20 protein-coding genes are annotated in these 17,060 nt (G+C 42.4%); 19 read left to right on the top strand and 1 reads right to left on the bottom strand.

The annotated features are described in order from the left end of the window. Positions 1 to 8 precede the first annotated feature (8 nt). The 5 genes from D6856_RS03045 (at position 9) to D6856_RS03025 (ending at position 4,706) form a co-directional block, all read left to right on the top strand. A complete protein-coding gene (locus D6856_RS03045; RefSeq protein ID WP_120685671.1) occupies positions 9 to 296 on the top strand; it encodes a hypothetical protein in 288 nt (95 codons plus the stop codon). 28 nt (positions 297 to 324) lie between these two features. Next, positions 325 to 726, top strand: a complete 402-nt coding sequence (locus D6856_RS03040) for a GNAT family N-acetyltransferase (RefSeq protein WP_120685670.1) — start codon at positions 325 to 327, stop codon at positions 724 to 726. A 53-nt stretch (positions 727 to 779) separates the two neighbouring features. Then, positions 780 to 1,703 carry an AEC family transporter gene (locus D6856_RS03035; RefSeq protein WP_120685669.1) on the top strand — a complete coding sequence of 308 codons (924 nt, stop codon included), beginning with the start codon at positions 780 to 782 and terminating at the stop codon, positions 1,701 to 1,703. A gap of 140 nt (positions 1,704 to 1,843) precedes the next feature. After that, complete coding sequence (locus tag D6856_RS03030; RefSeq protein ID WP_120685668.1) at positions 1,844 to 3,838, top strand: oxidoreductase; 1,995 nt, start codon at positions 1,844 to 1,846, stop codon at positions 3,836 to 3,838. 10 nt (positions 3,839 to 3,848) lie between these two features. After that, positions 3,849 to 4,706 (top strand): LysR family transcriptional regulator, encoded by an 858-nt coding sequence (locus D6856_RS03025; RefSeq protein WP_158588806.1) that lies wholly within the window; start codon positions 3,849 to 3,851, stop codon positions 4,704 to 4,706. Positions 4,707 to 4,812: 106 nt separating this feature from the next. Here the strand turns inward: D6856_RS03025 and D6856_RS03020 are convergent, their stop codons facing one another. Then, positions 4,813 to 5,502: a FadR/GntR family transcriptional regulator gene (locus D6856_RS03020; RefSeq protein WP_092249412.1), complete on the bottom strand. Its 690-nt coding sequence runs from the start codon at positions 5,500 to 5,502 to the stop codon at positions 4,813 to 4,815. A gap of 244 nt (positions 5,503 to 5,746) precedes the next feature. Between D6856_RS03020 and D6856_RS03015 the strand changes: the two genes are divergently transcribed. The 14 genes from D6856_RS03015 (at position 5,747) to D6856_RS02950 (ending at position 17,001) form a co-directional block, all read left to right on the top strand. Then, positions 5,747 to 6,568: a transketolase gene (locus D6856_RS03015; RefSeq protein WP_120685666.1), complete on the top strand. Its 822-nt coding sequence runs from the start codon at positions 5,747 to 5,749 to the stop codon at positions 6,566 to 6,568. A 22-nt stretch (positions 6,569 to 6,590) separates the two neighbouring features. Further along, a complete protein-coding gene (locus tag D6856_RS03010; protein WP_092249418.1) occupies positions 6,591 to 7,529 on the top strand; it encodes a transketolase family protein in 939 nt (312 codons plus the stop codon). A gap of 45 nt (positions 7,530 to 7,574) precedes the next feature. Next, positions 7,575 to 8,495 carry a 2-hydroxy-3-oxopropionate reductase gene (gene garR, locus D6856_RS03005; protein WP_092249421.1) on the top strand — a complete coding sequence of 307 codons (921 nt, stop codon included), beginning with the start codon at positions 7,575 to 7,577 and terminating at the stop codon, positions 8,493 to 8,495. 21 nt (positions 8,496 to 8,516) lie between these two features. Continuing rightward, the gene (locus tag D6856_RS03000) at positions 8,517 to 9,665 is read left to right on the top strand and encodes a glycerate kinase family protein (RefSeq protein WP_120685665.1); all 1,149 of its coding nucleotides are present in this window, start codon (positions 8,517 to 8,519) and stop codon (positions 9,663 to 9,665) included. A 95-nt stretch (positions 9,666 to 9,760) separates the two neighbouring features. Next, a complete protein-coding gene (locus tag D6856_RS02995; protein ID WP_092249427.1) occupies positions 9,761 to 10,237 on the top strand; it encodes a pyridoxamine 5'-phosphate oxidase family protein in 477 nt (158 codons plus the stop codon). 2 nt (positions 10,238 to 10,239) lie between these two features. Next, the gene (locus D6856_RS02990) at positions 10,240 to 10,869 is read left to right on the top strand and encodes a methyltransferase type 11 (RefSeq protein WP_120685664.1); all 630 of its coding nucleotides are present in this window, start codon (positions 10,240 to 10,242) and stop codon (positions 10,867 to 10,869) included. A gap of 372 nt (positions 10,870 to 11,241) precedes the next feature. Beyond that, on the top strand, positions 11,242 to 11,697 hold the full coding sequence (locus D6856_RS02985; RefSeq protein ID WP_120685663.1) for a GNAT family N-acetyltransferase: 456 nt from the start codon (positions 11,242 to 11,244) through the stop codon (positions 11,695 to 11,697). A gap of 58 nt (positions 11,698 to 11,755) precedes the next feature. Then, a complete protein-coding gene (locus tag D6856_RS02980) occupies positions 11,756 to 12,442 on the top strand; it encodes a hypothetical protein (protein WP_120685662.1) in 687 nt (228 codons plus the stop codon). 117 nt (positions 12,443 to 12,559) lie between these two features. After that, complete coding sequence (locus D6856_RS02975; protein ID WP_120685661.1) at positions 12,560 to 13,648, top strand: hypothetical protein; 1,089 nt, start codon at positions 12,560 to 12,562, stop codon at positions 13,646 to 13,648. Between the two features lie 40 nt (positions 13,649 to 13,688). Continuing rightward, positions 13,689 to 14,354 carry a zinc dependent phospholipase C family protein gene (locus D6856_RS02970; RefSeq protein ID WP_120685660.1) on the top strand — a complete coding sequence of 222 codons (666 nt, stop codon included), beginning with the start codon at positions 13,689 to 13,691 and terminating at the stop codon, positions 14,352 to 14,354. A gap of 46 nt (positions 14,355 to 14,400) precedes the next feature. Beyond that, entirely contained in the window at positions 14,401 to 15,195 is a 795-nt protein-coding gene (locus tag D6856_RS02965) for a metallophosphoesterase (protein ID WP_243114016.1), read from the top strand. Positions 15,196 to 15,257: 62 nt separating this feature from the next. After that, positions 15,258 to 15,509: a TIGR03905 family TSCPD domain-containing protein gene (locus D6856_RS02960; RefSeq protein ID WP_092249446.1), complete on the top strand. Its 252-nt coding sequence runs from the start codon at positions 15,258 to 15,260 to the stop codon at positions 15,507 to 15,509. 22 nt (positions 15,510 to 15,531) lie between these two features. Continuing rightward, a complete protein-coding gene (locus D6856_RS02955) occupies positions 15,532 to 16,146 on the top strand; it encodes a 5' nucleotidase, NT5C type (protein WP_120685658.1) in 615 nt (204 codons plus the stop codon). Between the two features lie 51 nt (positions 16,147 to 16,197). After that, a complete protein-coding gene (locus tag D6856_RS02950) occupies positions 16,198 to 17,001 on the top strand; it encodes a MerR family transcriptional regulator (protein ID WP_120685657.1) in 804 nt (267 codons plus the stop codon). Positions 17,002 to 17,060: the final 59 nt, after the last annotated feature.

Below are 17,060 nucleotides of genomic sequence, written 5' to 3'. Positions count from 1 at the left end.
AAAGAGAAATGGGAAAGAATAACAATGGTAACAACGATTATAATGGCTTTTCTGGAATGACAACAGGCATGTGCCTAGGACTGTGCTTTGGAGTAGCAATCGGAGCGGCACTCGGTGATATAGTTTTATGGCTTTGCATAGGAATTGCACTTGGTCCCGCAATCGGATCGCTTCTTGATAAACAGAAGAAAAATGATGATACATCCGAAGGCAACATTTTAGAAGACAGCACTTCCGATGATAATACTTCCGAAGATAACACTTCCGAAAATATCACCGATAATTCAGAGAAGTAAACAAGTAGATATTTATACGGGGGCTGACATGAATTACAGAATAGTTGAAGACATAAAAGAAATGAAGCTTGATGATATCGTAAGACTTCTCAGGATGACTTACTGGGCAGACAAACGTCCCGTTGAAAGAATCGAGAAGTCGATAAATAATTCGAAGTGCTACGGACTCTATGTTGATGAGGCCGAGAGTTTGGTGGGATTTGCAAGGATCATAACAGATTATGCAACGAATTATTATCTTTGCGATGTCATAATTGATGAAGATTACAGACATCAAGGTCTGGGTAAAGCGCTTGTGTCGCACATTGTTTCGGCGCCTGAGCTTGAAGGTCTTCGAGGCATTCTTGTAACCAAAGATGCACAGCCTCTTTATTCGCAGTACGGCTTTGAAGTTGTAAATGACAGAGCAATGTTCAAGGCTGCCAATTGATCCACTGGGGTGGATCGTTTTTCTATTTTTATCTTTAAGGAGTACTTTTTAAAATGATTCTTTTACAGCAGATGATTGTTCTTTTTATTCTTATGATCGCGGGAGCAATCTGCAGAATGACAAGACTTATGGATGACAAGATCTCGAAAGGAATGTCGGGACTCGTTATCAATCTTGCAAGTCCGTGCTTTATCATCACCGCGGGAATGAACAAAGGAGAGATCATTTCCAATAAGCAGCTCATAACCTGCGTCATCTCTGTAATAATCGTATATGCGGCGATGATCCTTATCGCCATGGTGCTTCCTTACATACTCAGACTTGAAAAAAGACAGTTCGGAACATACCGTGTGATGACTCTTTTTTCAAATATCGGATTCATGGGCTTCCCCATTATATCAGCAACCTACGGAAGTGTCGGACTTTTGTACGCGGCATTTTTTAATTTCGGATTCAATATTTTGTTCTATACATACGGAATTCAGATTGCGCGAAGCGGCTCGGAAACAGAGGGAGAGACATATAAGTTTTCTTTTAAGAGTCTTATAAATCCCGGAATCGTGGCCGTTATCGTAGCACTTACTCTTTATCTTACGCATGTCTTAGTTCCGGAGCCCATAGCCAACGCGGTTACATATCTAGGAAACCTCACAGTGCCGCTTAGCATGATGGTTATCGGTTATTCACTTGGAGGAACTAAGTGGAAGACTCTTTTAAAAGATTATAAGCTTCTTATCTTCACGATAATCAAGCTTATCGTTATTCCTTTGATCGGAATTCCCGTTGCCAAACTGTTTATCAGTGACAGCATACTGATAGGCGTTATCCAGATCATGATAGCAACTCCCGTAGCCAGCATGTGTGCTATGCTTGCGCAGTATTACGGCGGCGATGAAGAGACGGCTACTCGCACGATCGCGCTTACAACACTTCTTTCCGTCGTAACGATCCCGCTTGTGGGATGGATTGTTCTTTGATTAGATAGGTTGTCAAAAAAGATAATTGAAAAAGAATATCAAAAAAGTTTCCCTGCTTCAACTTTTCGTTTATGGAGGCAGGGATTTTTGTGCTTTAAAATAATAATTAACTAAGACTATAGAAGGTATGGAGGTTAATTATGAAGTACAAGGCACTTTTCGAGCCCGTCAAGATCGGCAAGCTCGAGATCAAGAACCGCTACGCAATGGCACCCATGGGACCTTTGGGCCTTGGAGACTGCGAAGGCGGATGGAATGACAGAGGTATCGACTACTACACCAGAAGAGCAAAAGGTGGTATCGGCCTCATTATCACGGGTGTAACCTTTTCAGATACAGAGGTTGAGAAGCCCTCTTTTCCCAACACACCCAACTCTACTTACAATCCGGTTCAGTTCGTAAGAACAAGCCGCGAGATGACAGAGCGTGTTCACGCTTACGGTTCCAAGATTTTTCTGCAGATGAGCGGTGGCTTCGGACGTGTTACCATTCCCACCAACTTGGGAGAATTCCCTCCTGTTTCCGCATCTGCAATTCCACACAGATGGCTTGATAAGACATGCAGACCTCTTACTGTTGAAGAGATTCATGGTTTGGTAGAAAGCTTTGGAAAGGGCGCTTACAACGCTAAGCGTGCCGGCTTTGACGGTGTTGAGATCCATGCCGTTCACGAGGGCTATCTGATAGATCAGTTTGCAATATCTTTCTTCAATCACAGAACAGATGAATACGGCGGATCACTTGAGAACAGACTCAGATTTGCCAAAGAGATCCGTGAGGAGATCGCCAAGACTTGCGGCTGGGATTTCCCCATTGCACTCAGATTCTCTCTTAAGAGCATGGTAAAAGATTTCCGTGAGGGCGCGCTTCCCGGAGAAGAATTCGAAGAAAAGGGTCGTGACATCGAAGAAGGTATCGAGGCAGCCAAGCTCCTTGAAAAATACGGTTACGATGCGCTTGACGTAGATGCCGGAACCTACGATGCATGGTGGTGGAATCATCCCCCGATGTACATGGAGAAGGCTCCCTACAAGGAGTTTGCAAGAATTACCAAAGAGAACGTAAACATTCCTGTTATCATGGCAGGCCGTGTTGATAATCCCGATACAGCGCTTGAATGTCTGGACAGCGGAATCTGCGATATGATCTCACTTGGTCGTCCCACTCTTGCAGATCCCGACATCGTAAACAAGATAAGAAGAGAAGAACTTAAGCAGATTCGTCCTTGTATCAGCTGCCAGGAAGGCTGTATGGGACGTATCCAGTCTTACTCACTTATCAACTGCGCGGTCAATGCTCAGGCAGGAAAAGAGAGGCTTAATAAATACAATCCTATCGTTAAAAAGAAAAAGATCCTCATTGTCGGCGGTGGTGTAGCAGGCTGCGAAGCGGCAAGAGTACTTGCGGAGCGTGGTCACGAGCCCGTGCTTTACGAAGCGGGATCACGTCTCGGCGGAAATCTTATCCCCGGCGGAGCACCTTCTTTCAAGGAAGATGACATTGCACTTGCAAAGTGGTTTGAGGATGAGCTTAAGAGACTTAACGTTGAAGTACATCTTAATACCAAAGCTTCGGAAAAAGAGATCCTGGATTCACAGTTTGATGCTGTTATCCTTGCAACAGGCTCTCGTCCCAAGATGTTCTCACTCGGCGATGACGACAAGGTTTACTCTGCAGAGCAGGTACTCCTCGGACAGAAAGATCCCGGAAAAGAAGTTGTCGTTGTCGGTGGCGGTCTTGTAGGCTGTGAGCTTGCACTCGACCTTGCAATGAAGGGTAAGAAAGTAACCATCGTAGAAGCACTTGATAAGCTTATGGCTGTTAACGGACCTCTCTGCTCAGCCAATAAAGAGATGCTTGAAAAGCTCATTCCTTATAACGGAATCGATGTCGTTACAAGTGCCAAGGTTACCGAGTACAAGAACGGAGTTCTCAAAGCAAACGTCGGAGATGAGACCAAAGAGATCTCTGCAGACAGCGTAGTTCTCTGCGTTGGATATTCAAGCGAGAATACTCTTTATAACGCTCACAAGAACGATGTTGACGAGATCTATCTTCTCGGCGATGCAAGACAGGTTTCAAATATCATGTACGCAATTTGGGATGCATTTGAAGTTGCAAATCATATAGATTAAAATGTTTCTTATGAACACCAGAAACTTTAAATGCTTTCAAACCGTATACGAAGAAAGAAATCTGCAGGTGGCCGCAAGCAAGCTCTTTTTATCTCCGCAGGGTCTTAGTAAGATCATAAAGAGTATAGAAGAAGAGTGCGGAACGCCTCTGTTTGTGCGTGCCAAGGAAGGCTTTATCCCTACGGAAAGCGGCAAGCTCTTTTACGAAAAATCCAAGGTTATAACTCGTGATCTGAAAGATATGTTTGCCTCCATAGAAGCCATCAGCGATAAAGAGATGAGATTTAAAGTAGGCTTTGCCGCGGGAACGATCAGAGCGATCGATATTCCCAAGGTTGGCAGGTTCATGGATAACAATCCCGAGGTCCTTGCAAGCTGGTACGAGCAGGAGAATAAGGCAGTTCTAAAACAGCTCTTAAATGACGAGATTAGCTTTGCCTTTCTTGTGGGAATGCCTAATGCGGGCAACGTATATGCGGAAGTGGTAAGATCAGTCGACATGGTCATCTATGTCCACAAGGATCACAGATTCTGGAACAAAAAAGAAGTAGATATACGCGACATAAAAGAAGAGCCTATTATATCAATGAATGAGAAGCATCACATTTATCATGATGTAATAAACGCTTGTCGCATGAACGGCTTTATGCCGAATATAATTGCCAAAGTCGGAGAGGGCGAATCCATCTATCAGCTTGTAAAGAATAAGATCGGAATCGGTATATCTCCCAGATTCTTTGAGGACACCAAAGAGGTTAAGGCAGTCGCCATCAAAGACGCCTATACCTGGGACGTATATGCCGCATATCGCACGGATTCCGCTGACGCTGATCTGGCAAAAAGATTTTTAGAGTATGTAAAAGAATAATACAAAAAACAGGACCCATCTTCTCAAAACAAGGAGGTGGGTCCTTTTCGTGCAATGCGGGGACATCACACGAGGTGGGGGTATAAGGAAATAACATGTTGCCATGTTATTTTTCAAAATAAGTGTAATTCTGTCTGATGTGTTCGTGCATAAGCTGCTCGGCAAGATCGGCGTCTTTTGCCTTCATAGCACTTATTATTTTCTTATGGAAAGTAAGTGCGGGCTTATACTTCATCTTCTCAATTACAGAATTCATGGACTCCGTAAGAACATTAAGGAGTATCTCATAAGCCTTGATGATCATAGGATTCCCGGTCAGATTAACAATCTTCATATGGAACTTAAGATCATAATTGGAAAAGGCTTTCTTGTTATCTTCATCAGCTGCCTTTTTCATCTTGGCTAAAATATCTTCAAGCTGTTCAATGCTTCTGTCATCAGCCGCGAGAGTGGCCAGTCGTACGCTCTCCGAATCGATCATCTCACGAAACTGGAATACATGGTTGTAAGAAGGACTTCCGAGGTACATAAGAGGAATAAGCTCATTGAGCGAATCCTCGGGGCTGACCTCTCTTACGTAAGAACCGGATCCCGTACGTGTCTCTATAAGTCCGAGAGCCTTGAGCTTCTGCATTGACTGGCGAATTGTCATGCGGCTTACACCGAAGGCTGTCGAAAGCTCGTTCTCTGAAGGGAGCTTATCGCCCGGACGCCAGGTTCCCTCAATAAGCATGTTCTGCATCTGCTCAAAAACCTGTTCGACTGCATTTATCTTCTGAATAGGATTGATATTCATAGGCACCTTTCCTCTTTATGGAAAATAAGCGATTTGTAAATCAGATAGTTGTATAACAACTATATTGCTTTTTATTATAGTCATCTCTTTTTATTCTGTCAAAAGAAATCTCAATTTTGTTGATAATGCACAAAACTTCTGAAAAAAGCAGTGTATTTTGATCACTTGACTTTTGAATATCCGGATAGTTATAATGCAGTTAACCTGTTATACAGCTTACAGATTTATTTGGAGGACAAATGATATGGCTTATAGTGAAGAACTAATTCAATCACTTAAAGAAAAAGGGCAACTGCTCAGACGTGACTGTATCAAATGTATCGGCGTTGGAGTTGCCGGACATGTTGGGGGCAGCTGTTCAAGTGCAGATCTTGTGGCGGCACTTTATTTTCACAAGATGAAAGTGGATCCCAAGAACCCCGATTGGGAAGAAAGAGATTATTTCCTTCTTTCAAAAGGACACGTAGCGATCTTGCAGTACGCAGCGCTTGCAGAGAAAGGTTTTTTCCCTCTTGAAGATTTACCTCGTTGCAAGGAAATCGGATTTTATCTTCAGGGACATCCGCACCTTGGAATTCCCGGTATAGAAGCAGGAACAGGCTCTCTCGGACAGGGACTTTCACTTGGTTCCGGAATCGCACTCGGGCTTAAGCTTGATAAGAAGCCTAACAGAGTATACGTACTTGTCGGAGACGGTGAGACCGATGAGGGTCAGATCTGGGAAGCGGCAATGTCATCAAGTGCCAAGAAGCTGGGTAACCTTTGTGCGATCATCGATAACAACGGACTTCAGGCAACGGGAGCCATCAAGGACAGACTTCCCAATGAACCCATTGCCGATAAGTGGAGAGCTTTTGGCTGGAACGTAATTGAAGTTGACGGACACAATATGGAAGAGATACTTACAGCGCTCGATGACGCGGAGCTGTATACAGACAGGCCTACAGCTATCGTTGCACACACTGTAAAAGGTAAGGGTATAAGCTTTGCTGAGAATCAGGCAGGTTATCACAACAGAGCGCTTACTCAGGAAGAATATGATATAGCAATGGAAGAGCTTGCTTAAGATAAAAAAGGAGAAAAGTATCATGGCTGAAACAAATCAAAGAACAGTATATGGTCAGACACTTGTTGAGCTCTGCCATAAGAATAAAGACATAGTAGTACTTGATGCGGATCTTGGAGCATCTACAATGGGTAAGATGGTTGAGTCGGACCCTGAGATCTCTGAGCAGCACATCGAGATGGGAATCGCAGAAGCAAATATGATCTCAACCGCAGGCGGACTTGCAAGGGCAGGTAAGATTCCTTTCTGTAGCTCTTTTGCGGTATTTGCAGGAGGAAGAGCTTTCGATCAGATAAGACAGTCGATCGCTATAGGAAAGCTCAACGTTAAGATCTGCGGATCGAGCGCAGGATGCTCGGATTTCGGTGACGGAGCTACTCACCAGTCTGTTGATGACATCGCATATATGCGTGTTATTCCCAACATGAACGTGTTCGTTCCCGCCGATGCCAACGAGACGGAAGCGGTGGTAAGATACATGGCTGAGAATGAAGGCCCCATGTACATCCGCGTTAATCGTAATCCTTATGACAATGTAACGCCCGAGGGAGCTAAGTTTGTACCGGGCGAGCCCGTTGTGTTAAAAGAGGGTACGGACGTAGCGGTATTTGCTTGCGGCGTTATGGTTACCAAGGCGCTTGAGGCAGCAAAAGCTCTTGAGGGTAAGATTTCCGTTAAGGTTGTAAATGTACCTTCGATAAAGCCTCTTAACAGAGAAAGCGTTGTAAAGATCGCAAATAGCGTAAAAGGCGTTGTTACAGCCGAGGAACACAGTGTTATCGGAGGACTTGGCGGAGCCATCGCTGAGGCACTTCGACTTGAAAAGAAGCCTATCGAGTTTGTCGGAGTTCAGGACAGATTCGGAGCTTCGGCGCACAACTACAATGATATCTTAGAGTATCTCGGACTTACGACTGACAGCATCATAAAAGCTGTAGAAGAGATCAGTTCTAAGGCATAATGGAAGTATAGGATTTACGAACAAAAAACATAGATCAACCAATATATGAACAAGAAAGGAAGTTATAATATGAAAGTAGGATTTGTCGGACTTGGTATTATGGGACGCCCCATGTGTAAGAACCTTCTTAAGGCAGGATATGAAGTAACAGCATACGATCCTTTTGCAAAGGAAGCGCTTGATGATGTTGTATCATGCGGAGCGGCAAGAGGAGAGAGCAATGCAGACGTAGCTTCCAAGAGCGATGTTGTTATCACAATGGTTCCCAATTCACCTCATGTCAGAGAAGCCATTTTCGGAGATAAAGGTATCGCAGAGGGTGCCAAGGCAGGACTTGATATAATCGATATGAGTTCAATAGCTCCGCTTCAGTCAAAAGATATTGCGGCTAAATGTGCGGAGAAAGGCATAAATATGATGGATGCTCCTGTTTCCGGAGGAGAGCCCAAGGCTATAGACGGAACTCTTTCCATCATGTGCGGTGGTCCGAAGGCTATGTTTGATAAGTACTCAGAGCTCCTTGGAGTAATGGGCGGCTCGGTTGTTCACTGCGGAGATATCAACGGCGCGGGAAATACAACAAAGCTTGCAAACCAGGTCATAGTTGCCGTAAATATCGCTGCCTGCGCTGAGGCTTTCGAGCTTGCGACAATGGCAGGTGTAGATCCCGAGAAGGTATTTGCTGCAATAAGAGGCGGTCTTGCAGGCTCTACGGTTATGGATGCCAAGGTTCCCATGATGCTTGACGGGAATTTCAAGCCCGGCTTTAGGATCGATCTTCATATCAAGGATCTCAACAACGCACTTGATACAGGTCACGGCGTTGGAACACCCATGATCCTTACTAGCGCGGTTCAGGAGATGCTTCAGTGGCTCCACAACAATGATTGCGGAAGTGACGATCACAGTGCTATCCTTAAGTATTATGAGAAGATTTCAGGAACGGAAATGAGAAAAATAAAATAAATTTATTTGGAGAGTGTTCTTATGAAAATGTTATTTGCTTCGGACTCTTTTAAAGGAAGCTTGTCCAGTGAGCAGACGATCGGTCTTCTTACAAAGGCTGCAAAAGAAGTATTCATAGATTGTGAGACGGTAGGAGTGCCGGTCGCCGACGGCGGAGAAGGAACCGTAGATGCGGTTGTCCAAGCTGAAAACGGTGAGCTTATAAGCTGCATGGTTCAAGGCCCTTTAATGAATGAGGTTGAAGCAAGGTACGGAATATTCGGAGGGGATGAGGCTATCATTGAGATGTCGGCCGCATCGGGACTTACGCTTGTTCCCGAGAGGAGAAGAAACCCGATGAATACCACAACATTTGGAACGGGACAACTGATCCTAGACGCACTTAACCGCGGATATAGAAAGCTTACGATTGCTATCGGAGGCTCCGCAACAAATGACGGCGGAATGGGATGTATCAGAGCTCTCGGAGTTCGTTTCCTTGACAAGGACGGATGCGAACTCAAGGGTTACGGAAGAGATCTGATCAAAGTCAGAGACATCGATATATCAGGTATCGACCCAAGAATAAAAGATTGCAACATTGTGGTAATGTGTGATGTCAATAATCCCCTTTGCGGAAAAGACGGAGCGACATGGACTTTCGGAGCGCAAAAGGGCGCAACACCCGAGATTCAGGAACAGCTTGAAAAGGGGATGTGCAATTACCGCGATGTAATTAAGAAATGCTTTGATATTGACTGTGACACCATTAAAGGTGCCGGGGCAGCAGGCGGACTCGGAGCTGCGCTTTCGGTATTTCTTAAAGGAAAGATGAAGCCGGGGATAGATACCGTGCTTGATCTGATAAGCTTTGACGACAGGCTAAAAGGCGTTGATCTTGTTATTACCGGAGAAGGAAGAACCGACTGGCAGAGCTGCTTTGGAAAAGTAATGCAGGGCGTAGGCATTCGTGCCAAGACCAAAGGAATTCCCGTATTTGGCCTATGCGGGTCACTTGGAAAAAATGCACTTGATATCTGCGATTACGGAATAGCATCACTTATGACCACGGTCAATTCACCTATGGCGATCGAAGATGCTATGGGTAATGCAGAGGGATTATATTATGAAGGTGCGATCAGAATGTTTCGCTTTATAAAAGCGGGAATAGAGATCGGAAAAAAAGTTTGATGACGAGAGCTTCGAGAAATCGAAGCTCTTTTCATGTATAATAGAAAAGTGGACTATGGGGACGGGGTTAGCGGTCCACTTTACGGAGGTGCGACATGTTTAGAAAAATGAGAAGATTCAATCAGCAGATTACCGATGAGGAATGCATTGAAGTTCTTAAGAATACAAAAAGAGGCGTGCTGTCTCTTATAGGCGACGACGGCTATCCTTATGGCGTTCCGCTTGTCCACTGGTACTGCGAAGAGGACGGTAAGATATATTTTCACGGAGCCAAAACAGGACACAAGAACGATGCCATAAAGAACTGCGACAAAGCTTGCTACACTGTCCTTAATGACGGCTACCGCGAAGAAGGCGAGTGGGCGCTTAATTTCAAGAGCATTGTCACTTTCGGCAGGATCAAACTTGTTGAGGACGAAGAAAAGGCAAAGAAGATCTGTATCGCCATGGTCAAGAAATTCACCGATGACGAAGCCTTTCTCGAGAAAGAGCTCAAGTTCTTTTTCCCTGTGGTTCAGTGCTTTGAGCTTACGCCCGAGCATATGACCGGAAAGAGAGTTAAGGAAGAGTAACTATGAGCAATCCGTGGGAAGACATCAGTCTGGATACTTACGAGAATCACATGAAGCTTGATTCGGTTAAGCAGCTTCAGACACTTAACAAAATAATGAAGGCGCAGTTTGAAGCCTATCCCGTAAAGACAGCGATGGTTCTAGGCGTCGCCGGCGGTAACGGCTTGGAGCATGTTGATCCATCTAAATATGAGACTGTTTATGGAGTCGATATCAATGGAGAGTATCTCAAGGCGGCGACTGAGCGGCACAAAGAGCTTGTCGATTTCGGGATACTCAAGTTTTTAAAGATTGATATTATTGGCGAAGCTGCTAACTTGCCGCACGCCGAGCTCTTGATAGCAAATCTTTTGATAGAGTACGTGGGTTATGAGGCTTTTTCTAAGGCCATTTCTGTGGTTAATCCGAGGTACGTTTCCTGTGCAATCCAGATCAACGAGGATGTTCAAAACTGGATCTCCGATTCGCCCTACATTCATGCATTTGACGGCCTTGACGAGGTCCATCATCAGATGGAGGAAAAAGAGCTGGCTTCATTCTTGGAGCGAATCGGCTATTCTGAGATTTCCCGGACAAAAGAATCTTTGCCAAACGGCAAGGCACTTGTAAGGCTGGATTTTGAGAAAAGTTGACCTAATTTTCAAGATGATCATAATGAGTCAACTTTTTTGTGGAATTATGTTGACTCAAATTCACATAATACTGAAATGAGTCATATGATTTGAAAGAATTGGTTGACTCTATATCAAGTTATTGTAAATAAGGTCAATTAAGAGGTGAATTTTTGTTGACCTAATAGTATTTATTTCAAGATTGAGTCAACCACGTATCATATATGGAATAAAAGAATAAGATAAAAGTAGATTGATGCTATGAAATATATTTAGAATAGCGGGAAAGAGAATGAATACTAAAGTAATTGAAAGCGCAAAAAAATACATAGAGGTTTTTATTGAAGAATTTAACGCGGAGAAAGGCGTTTGAGTTCGCGGAGGAAAGAATTATTGCTTGAATATCATAAGACTACAGACTCGGAAAAATATGAGATATGTGAGTGGAAATATTCCGGGGAATATGCAATTTACAACAATCCATCGTATGGCGAACAACTTGAGAAGGGAATTGGGTTTGCGAACCCTCTGAACAATTTCTTTTCAGTGTATGATGGATCAAAGCTTGTCGGATACTTTAATCTTATAGATGAAGATAAAGAAGTTTTCTTTGGAATCGGCGTAAATCCTGAATTATGTGATAAAGGCTATGGGCAGGAAATCACGAAGATAGCGTGTGAGCTTTCACATGATCTTTATCCCGGAAAGCCGATTTATCTTGAGGTTAGAACTTGGAATATGCGAGCCGTTAAGTGCTATGAAAAAGCGGGATTTGAAGTTGTCGGCGATCCGATAGTGCAGACAACTCGTATCGGAGAAGGAACTTTTTATCATATGGTTAAAAGATGATCCTCAGGCGGATCCGAGCGCAAACTACGTAAAAACTTATAAAAGGAGAAAAATTAAAATGAAAAAAGTGAAGAAAAGCAATATTTGTTGGGGAATTATAACTGTGATCATATTGAACGCGGTACTTATGGCGGGCTGCACTGAAAAAAATGAAACAGTATCGCAGAGTGTACAAGAACTGACTAGTGAAAAACAAGATCAGGACGAAAGCACAAATAATTCATCTGTCGAATCGGACGAACCGGATGAAAGTGCGACTGCTTCATCTGGCAAACCGGAGGAAAAGTCTCCCGAGGAATTGTTTGATGAGTACTGTTCCAAAGAGTATTCTTCTGCATTTAGTGAAGACGCTGATGCTACAGAAATGCTAACCAAAGAAGATCCTGTTGATCTTGATAATGACGGTGAGAAGGAGTTTATCCTTCGCAATCCGGTCTACGGAGATAGGTATTATGATTGCAAAGACGGCAAGATCACATTATTGGCAGACAGTTATGGAACGGCAGATTATTGTTCATATGTTACTTATAAGGATGCCACCTGGATAGTTCACAGTGATACAACTCACGGCGGACGGGAATACTATCAGTTTGATAAGTATGATGGTGATCTAAACATTGTGGAATCATTTAATCTGTATTGGACTGCAGAAGATGAGGAAGAGAAGAATAAGACTTACTTCTTCAATGATGAAGAGATAACAGAGGAAGAATACAACAAGTATTATAATGAAATTTTTAAATGATAACAAAACGGCTGCAATGGTAACAAAAGATAACAAAACATAACAAAAGATAAAATATGTGGTATAATAATAACAAAACATAAAAACTGCAATAAATGATAAAAATGGAGAAATGTTATGGAGAAAAGAGTAGATCCTTTTACCAGAACCCCCGGAATTGCCGGTGCAGCCTATATTGATACCAAAATAGCAGATGAAATAATAGATAATTTTACAAGCGATGAGTCATCAAAATATGTTTATAAAATAACCGGGCTCAGAGGGGCCGGTAAATCAGTAGAATATGGAAAGGTTATACGTACACTGAAGGATAATAAGAAGTGGTTGGTATATCCTCTTTCTGCCGCCGGAGACGTTGTTAAGACTCTTATATCTAAAATGAGCATGGAAAGCTTTATTGATTCAAAGAGCAGGACAACAGAAGTCAGTTCTTCGGTATCGGCAAGTGGAGATATTTACGTGGCTTCGGGAAAAGGTGAAGTCAATATTGGAAAAAAGATAGCTGAAAATGAGCATTATTATTCAGATGAAGCAACGCTCGTTAAAATGGTTTCTGAAGCGAATAAAAAGAAATACAATGTCCTTGTTGGTGTTGATGATATTTCGAAGACTCCCGAAATGGTCAAACTATTATCTATGATAGGATCGATGATATTGGAAGGAATGCGTATTTATTTAGTTGTGACCGGTCTAGCCGAAAATATTGAAGAGTTCTCATCAGAGAAAAATTTAACGTTTTTTAAAAGGGCTGATGAGCTTGAGATAAAAGGATTAAACAAATTTGATATCACTGCAATGTATCAAAAACTATTGAAAATAGACGCACTGGAAGCAAAAAAAATAGAGGAAGAAACTAAGGGATATGCATATGCATATCAGGTATTGGGCTCGCTATATTACGGTAAGCAAAAGAACGAAACAATAAGTGATCTCATTCCTGAATTTGAAAGAATATTGTTCAGAGATTCATATGATCTGGTTTGGAAATCACTTAGTAAGGGTGAAAAAGAGGTAATCAGATGTATATGCAGAACTAAGGATGGGAAGGCTGAAGATATAAAGAATCTAATGAAAAATAAAGCTTCCTATCCGGTATATAGAAGCAGATTACTTAACAAGCATCTTGTCAACGATGAAGAAAGAGGTTACATGAAAATTAGACTTCCGCATTTCGACAGATTCGTAGAAATATGGGGAGAAGAGTAATGTGTTATATATCTAAGGAAATAGAAAAAGAGGACAAATAATGGCTTTGCAGATGACTCACATGGTTGTTGCTTATAAGCTTGCTGAGCATTTGAAGATAAAAGAGAATACGTCGGAATTTATTTTAGGTTCCATAGCTCCCGATTCTGTCTGGTTTTCGGATTTGTATATGGAGAAAAAGATTCATTCACACTGCTTTGAATGTTGTGGGCCGTGGGGCGAAACGCAGGATTATGTCAGATGGATAGAGAACATAAAAGAGTTTTGGAATAAGTATGTGACACAGGAAAAAGACAGCAGAACAAAAGCTTTTTTGATAGGGCTCTGTGTTCACAATCTGACGGATTACTGTTTTGATATTATGATCTGGAGTGTGCTGAAAAAGAAACTGATCCCGCCCATGACCTTTGATGAGTTTAAAGAGGTTTATTATCCGGAAGCACGTAGATTTGATGAATGGCTATATCAAAATTGTGAATGTACAGAAGAGATTTTTGACCTGTTGGATGATTCTAAAGAACTTGATTTTGAAGACTATGTTTTTGCAGAAAACCAGGTTACCATGAAAAAACATTTTGCTAAGACGCAGTATAATATTCAAGAAAAGGTTGATGCTTCCGTGAATAAATACTTTACTTTTGATATGCATCAGTATTTTATCGATGAGGCACCGGATAAGATCTGTGAGCTTATAAAGGAATTTTGATATAATGAAACACAAAAATAAATCAAAGAAAAAAAGGAAGATTCTTTTGATTATTCTTTTTCTAATAATTATTCTTACCGTTTGGTATGAAAAACTTGTTACCGAGATCATAAGTATAAGCGGCAAAGGGAAGATCGATACACCCGTCAGATTTGCGCTTGTCACCGATCTTCATTCTTGTTACTACGGAAAAGATCAGAAACGGCTTACGGATCTGATAGACAACGGCAAGGTTGACGGAGTTCTTTTGTCCGGAGATATTTTTGATGACAAGTTTAGTGATACGAATGCCAAGATTTTCATGGAAGCAATCTCGAAAAAGTATCCATGTTTTTATGTGACCGGCAATCACGAGTTCTGGAGCAAAAGAGAAAACGAAACAAAAGAGTATCTTAAATCCATGGGAGTTACCGTTCTTGAGGGAAATGCGAGCACAATAGAAATAAAAGGAAACAAGATAGATATTTGCGGAGTTGACGATCCGACCTACATGAAGAACGATGAGTGGAGATCACAGCTTACCAAAGCAAGTGAGAAGTCAGATCCGGAGCATTACAGAATTCTTTTGTCACATAGACCTGAAAAAGTGGATGTGTACAGAGAGTACGATTTTGACCTGGTGGTTTCCGGACATGCCCACGGCGGGCAGTGGACTATACCTTTTTTGCATAGAGGAATTGCAGCGCCTAATCAGGGTCTTTTGCCCAAATATGTCGACGGCCGGTATGATCTTGGAAACGGAACCGAGATGATAGTAAGTAGGGGACTTGCGAGGGAGAGGATGCCGTATCCCAGATTTTTCAACCATCCCGAGGTCGTGCTTATAGATATAGGAAAGTGAAAAACGGATTTTGCAAAATATAAACATCATTTATAATGATTAGGTTATTAGGAGGATTTTTTATGCACTACACTTACAATCCGAAGGGAGTATGTTCAACAGAGATTAACTTTGATCTCGACGAAAACGGCAAGATTTCAGGGCTTCGCTTTACAGGCGGATGCAACGGCAATCTGAAAGCTATTGGCAGGCTTTTGGAAGGTCAGGACGCTAAGAATGCGGCTGAGATACTTAAAGGAAATGACTGCGGCGGAAGAGGAACATCTTGCGCTGACCAGCTTTCAAAGGCTATCTTCGAGGCGCTTAATTCATAACTTGTAAAAAGAGGTTACTTAAATGAGGTTTTATGTAGATTTTGATGATTGTCTTTGCGAGACGGCGAAGGCATTTACCGAGATTGCAACGAGGCTTTTCGGAAAAAACGTTCCTTACGAAGAGGTACGTTTTTTTAACCTGCAGGAGTCTTTTGATCTGACGGATGAAGAATATGAACAGCTTATGAGCGAAGGCCATCGCCCGGAGGTGCTTCTTTCTTATGAGGAGACGCCGGGAGCATCGAAGGTGCTTAATGAGCTTATAGACAAGGGGCACGAAGTTTTTATCATAACGGGACGTCCGTCCAATTCTTTTGAAGCATCCAGAAGATGGCTCGATGAACACGGCTTGGAGCGTGCAACTCTCTACTGCCTCAATAAATACGGCAGAGACTTTTTTTACAAAAAAGGCGAGTTTAATCTGGAACTTGAAGACTATTACAAGATGTCTTTTGACTATGCCATCGAGGATTCACCCATGGCATTTAAGTTTTTTGGCCATTTGCCGGATCTAAAGGTTATGGTCATCGATAGGCCCTGGAACAGAGAACATGAGCTTCCGGGCAGCAATTATACAAGATGCTCCGGCTGGGAGCAGATCAAGGAAAAAATCATGCTTGACTCTCACATTATGTGAGGGATTATCGTTGTAGTGAGCTCAGGAAAACATCCATGGAGGTAAGTACAAATGCTTAAAATAGGAGATTTTTCAAAATTATCCAGAGTAAGTATCAGGATGCTGCGTCACTACGATGATATCGGACTTTTAAAACCGGCGGAAATTGATGAGTTTTCGGGGTATAGGTATTATCATGAGGAACAGCTTTTTACCATCGGAAGGATCACGGCATTAAAAGATATGGGATTTTCCCTTGCAGATATTATCAAGATGCTTGATAACTATGATGATAAAGAAATGATGGACAATTTTTTTTCGGAAAGACAAAAGGAATTATCCAAGCTCTCCGAAGAAACGCAGTATAAGCTGATGCTTCTGGATTCAGCACGTAAGAGGCTGAGGAAGGAGCAAAACATGAGTTATGATGTAACTGTAAAGACTATACCGGAAAGATATGCGGCAACGGTTCATATGATAGTTCCTCGTTATGAGGATGAAGGCATGCTGTGGAGTACAATGAGGAACGAGTGCAATAACTTGAATCCTTCAGATCCTTGTCTTGCGGCAGCTGAATTTCTTGATGACGAATACAAGGAAGAGAACGTTGAGATAATTGCATGGATGACGGTAAAAGGTACTTATACCGACACAGAGCATGTAAAGTTTAAGTCACTTCCTGCGGTTAAGGTCGCCAGCTGTATCCTCAAAGGCAGCTATGACCAAATGGGTGAAGTGTACGCTACGGTGGCGTCATGGATAAAAGAAAACGGATACAAGATGAACGGACACATGTTTAATATATATCATGTGAGCCCGGCTCAGACACAGAATCCAGATGAGTATGTGACTGAGGTTTGTTTCCCGGTTGAATAAAGAATGATGAAAATGCCGGATCGAGAGATCCGGCATTTGTGTTATTATGTTTTATAAGA

It is taken from the genome of Butyrivibrio sp. XB500-5 (assembly GCF_003625505.1).
Lineage (GTDB): Bacteria > Bacillota > Clostridia > Lachnospirales > Lachnospiraceae > Butyrivibrio.
This window is presented reverse-complemented; position numbering and strand designations above follow the sequence as displayed.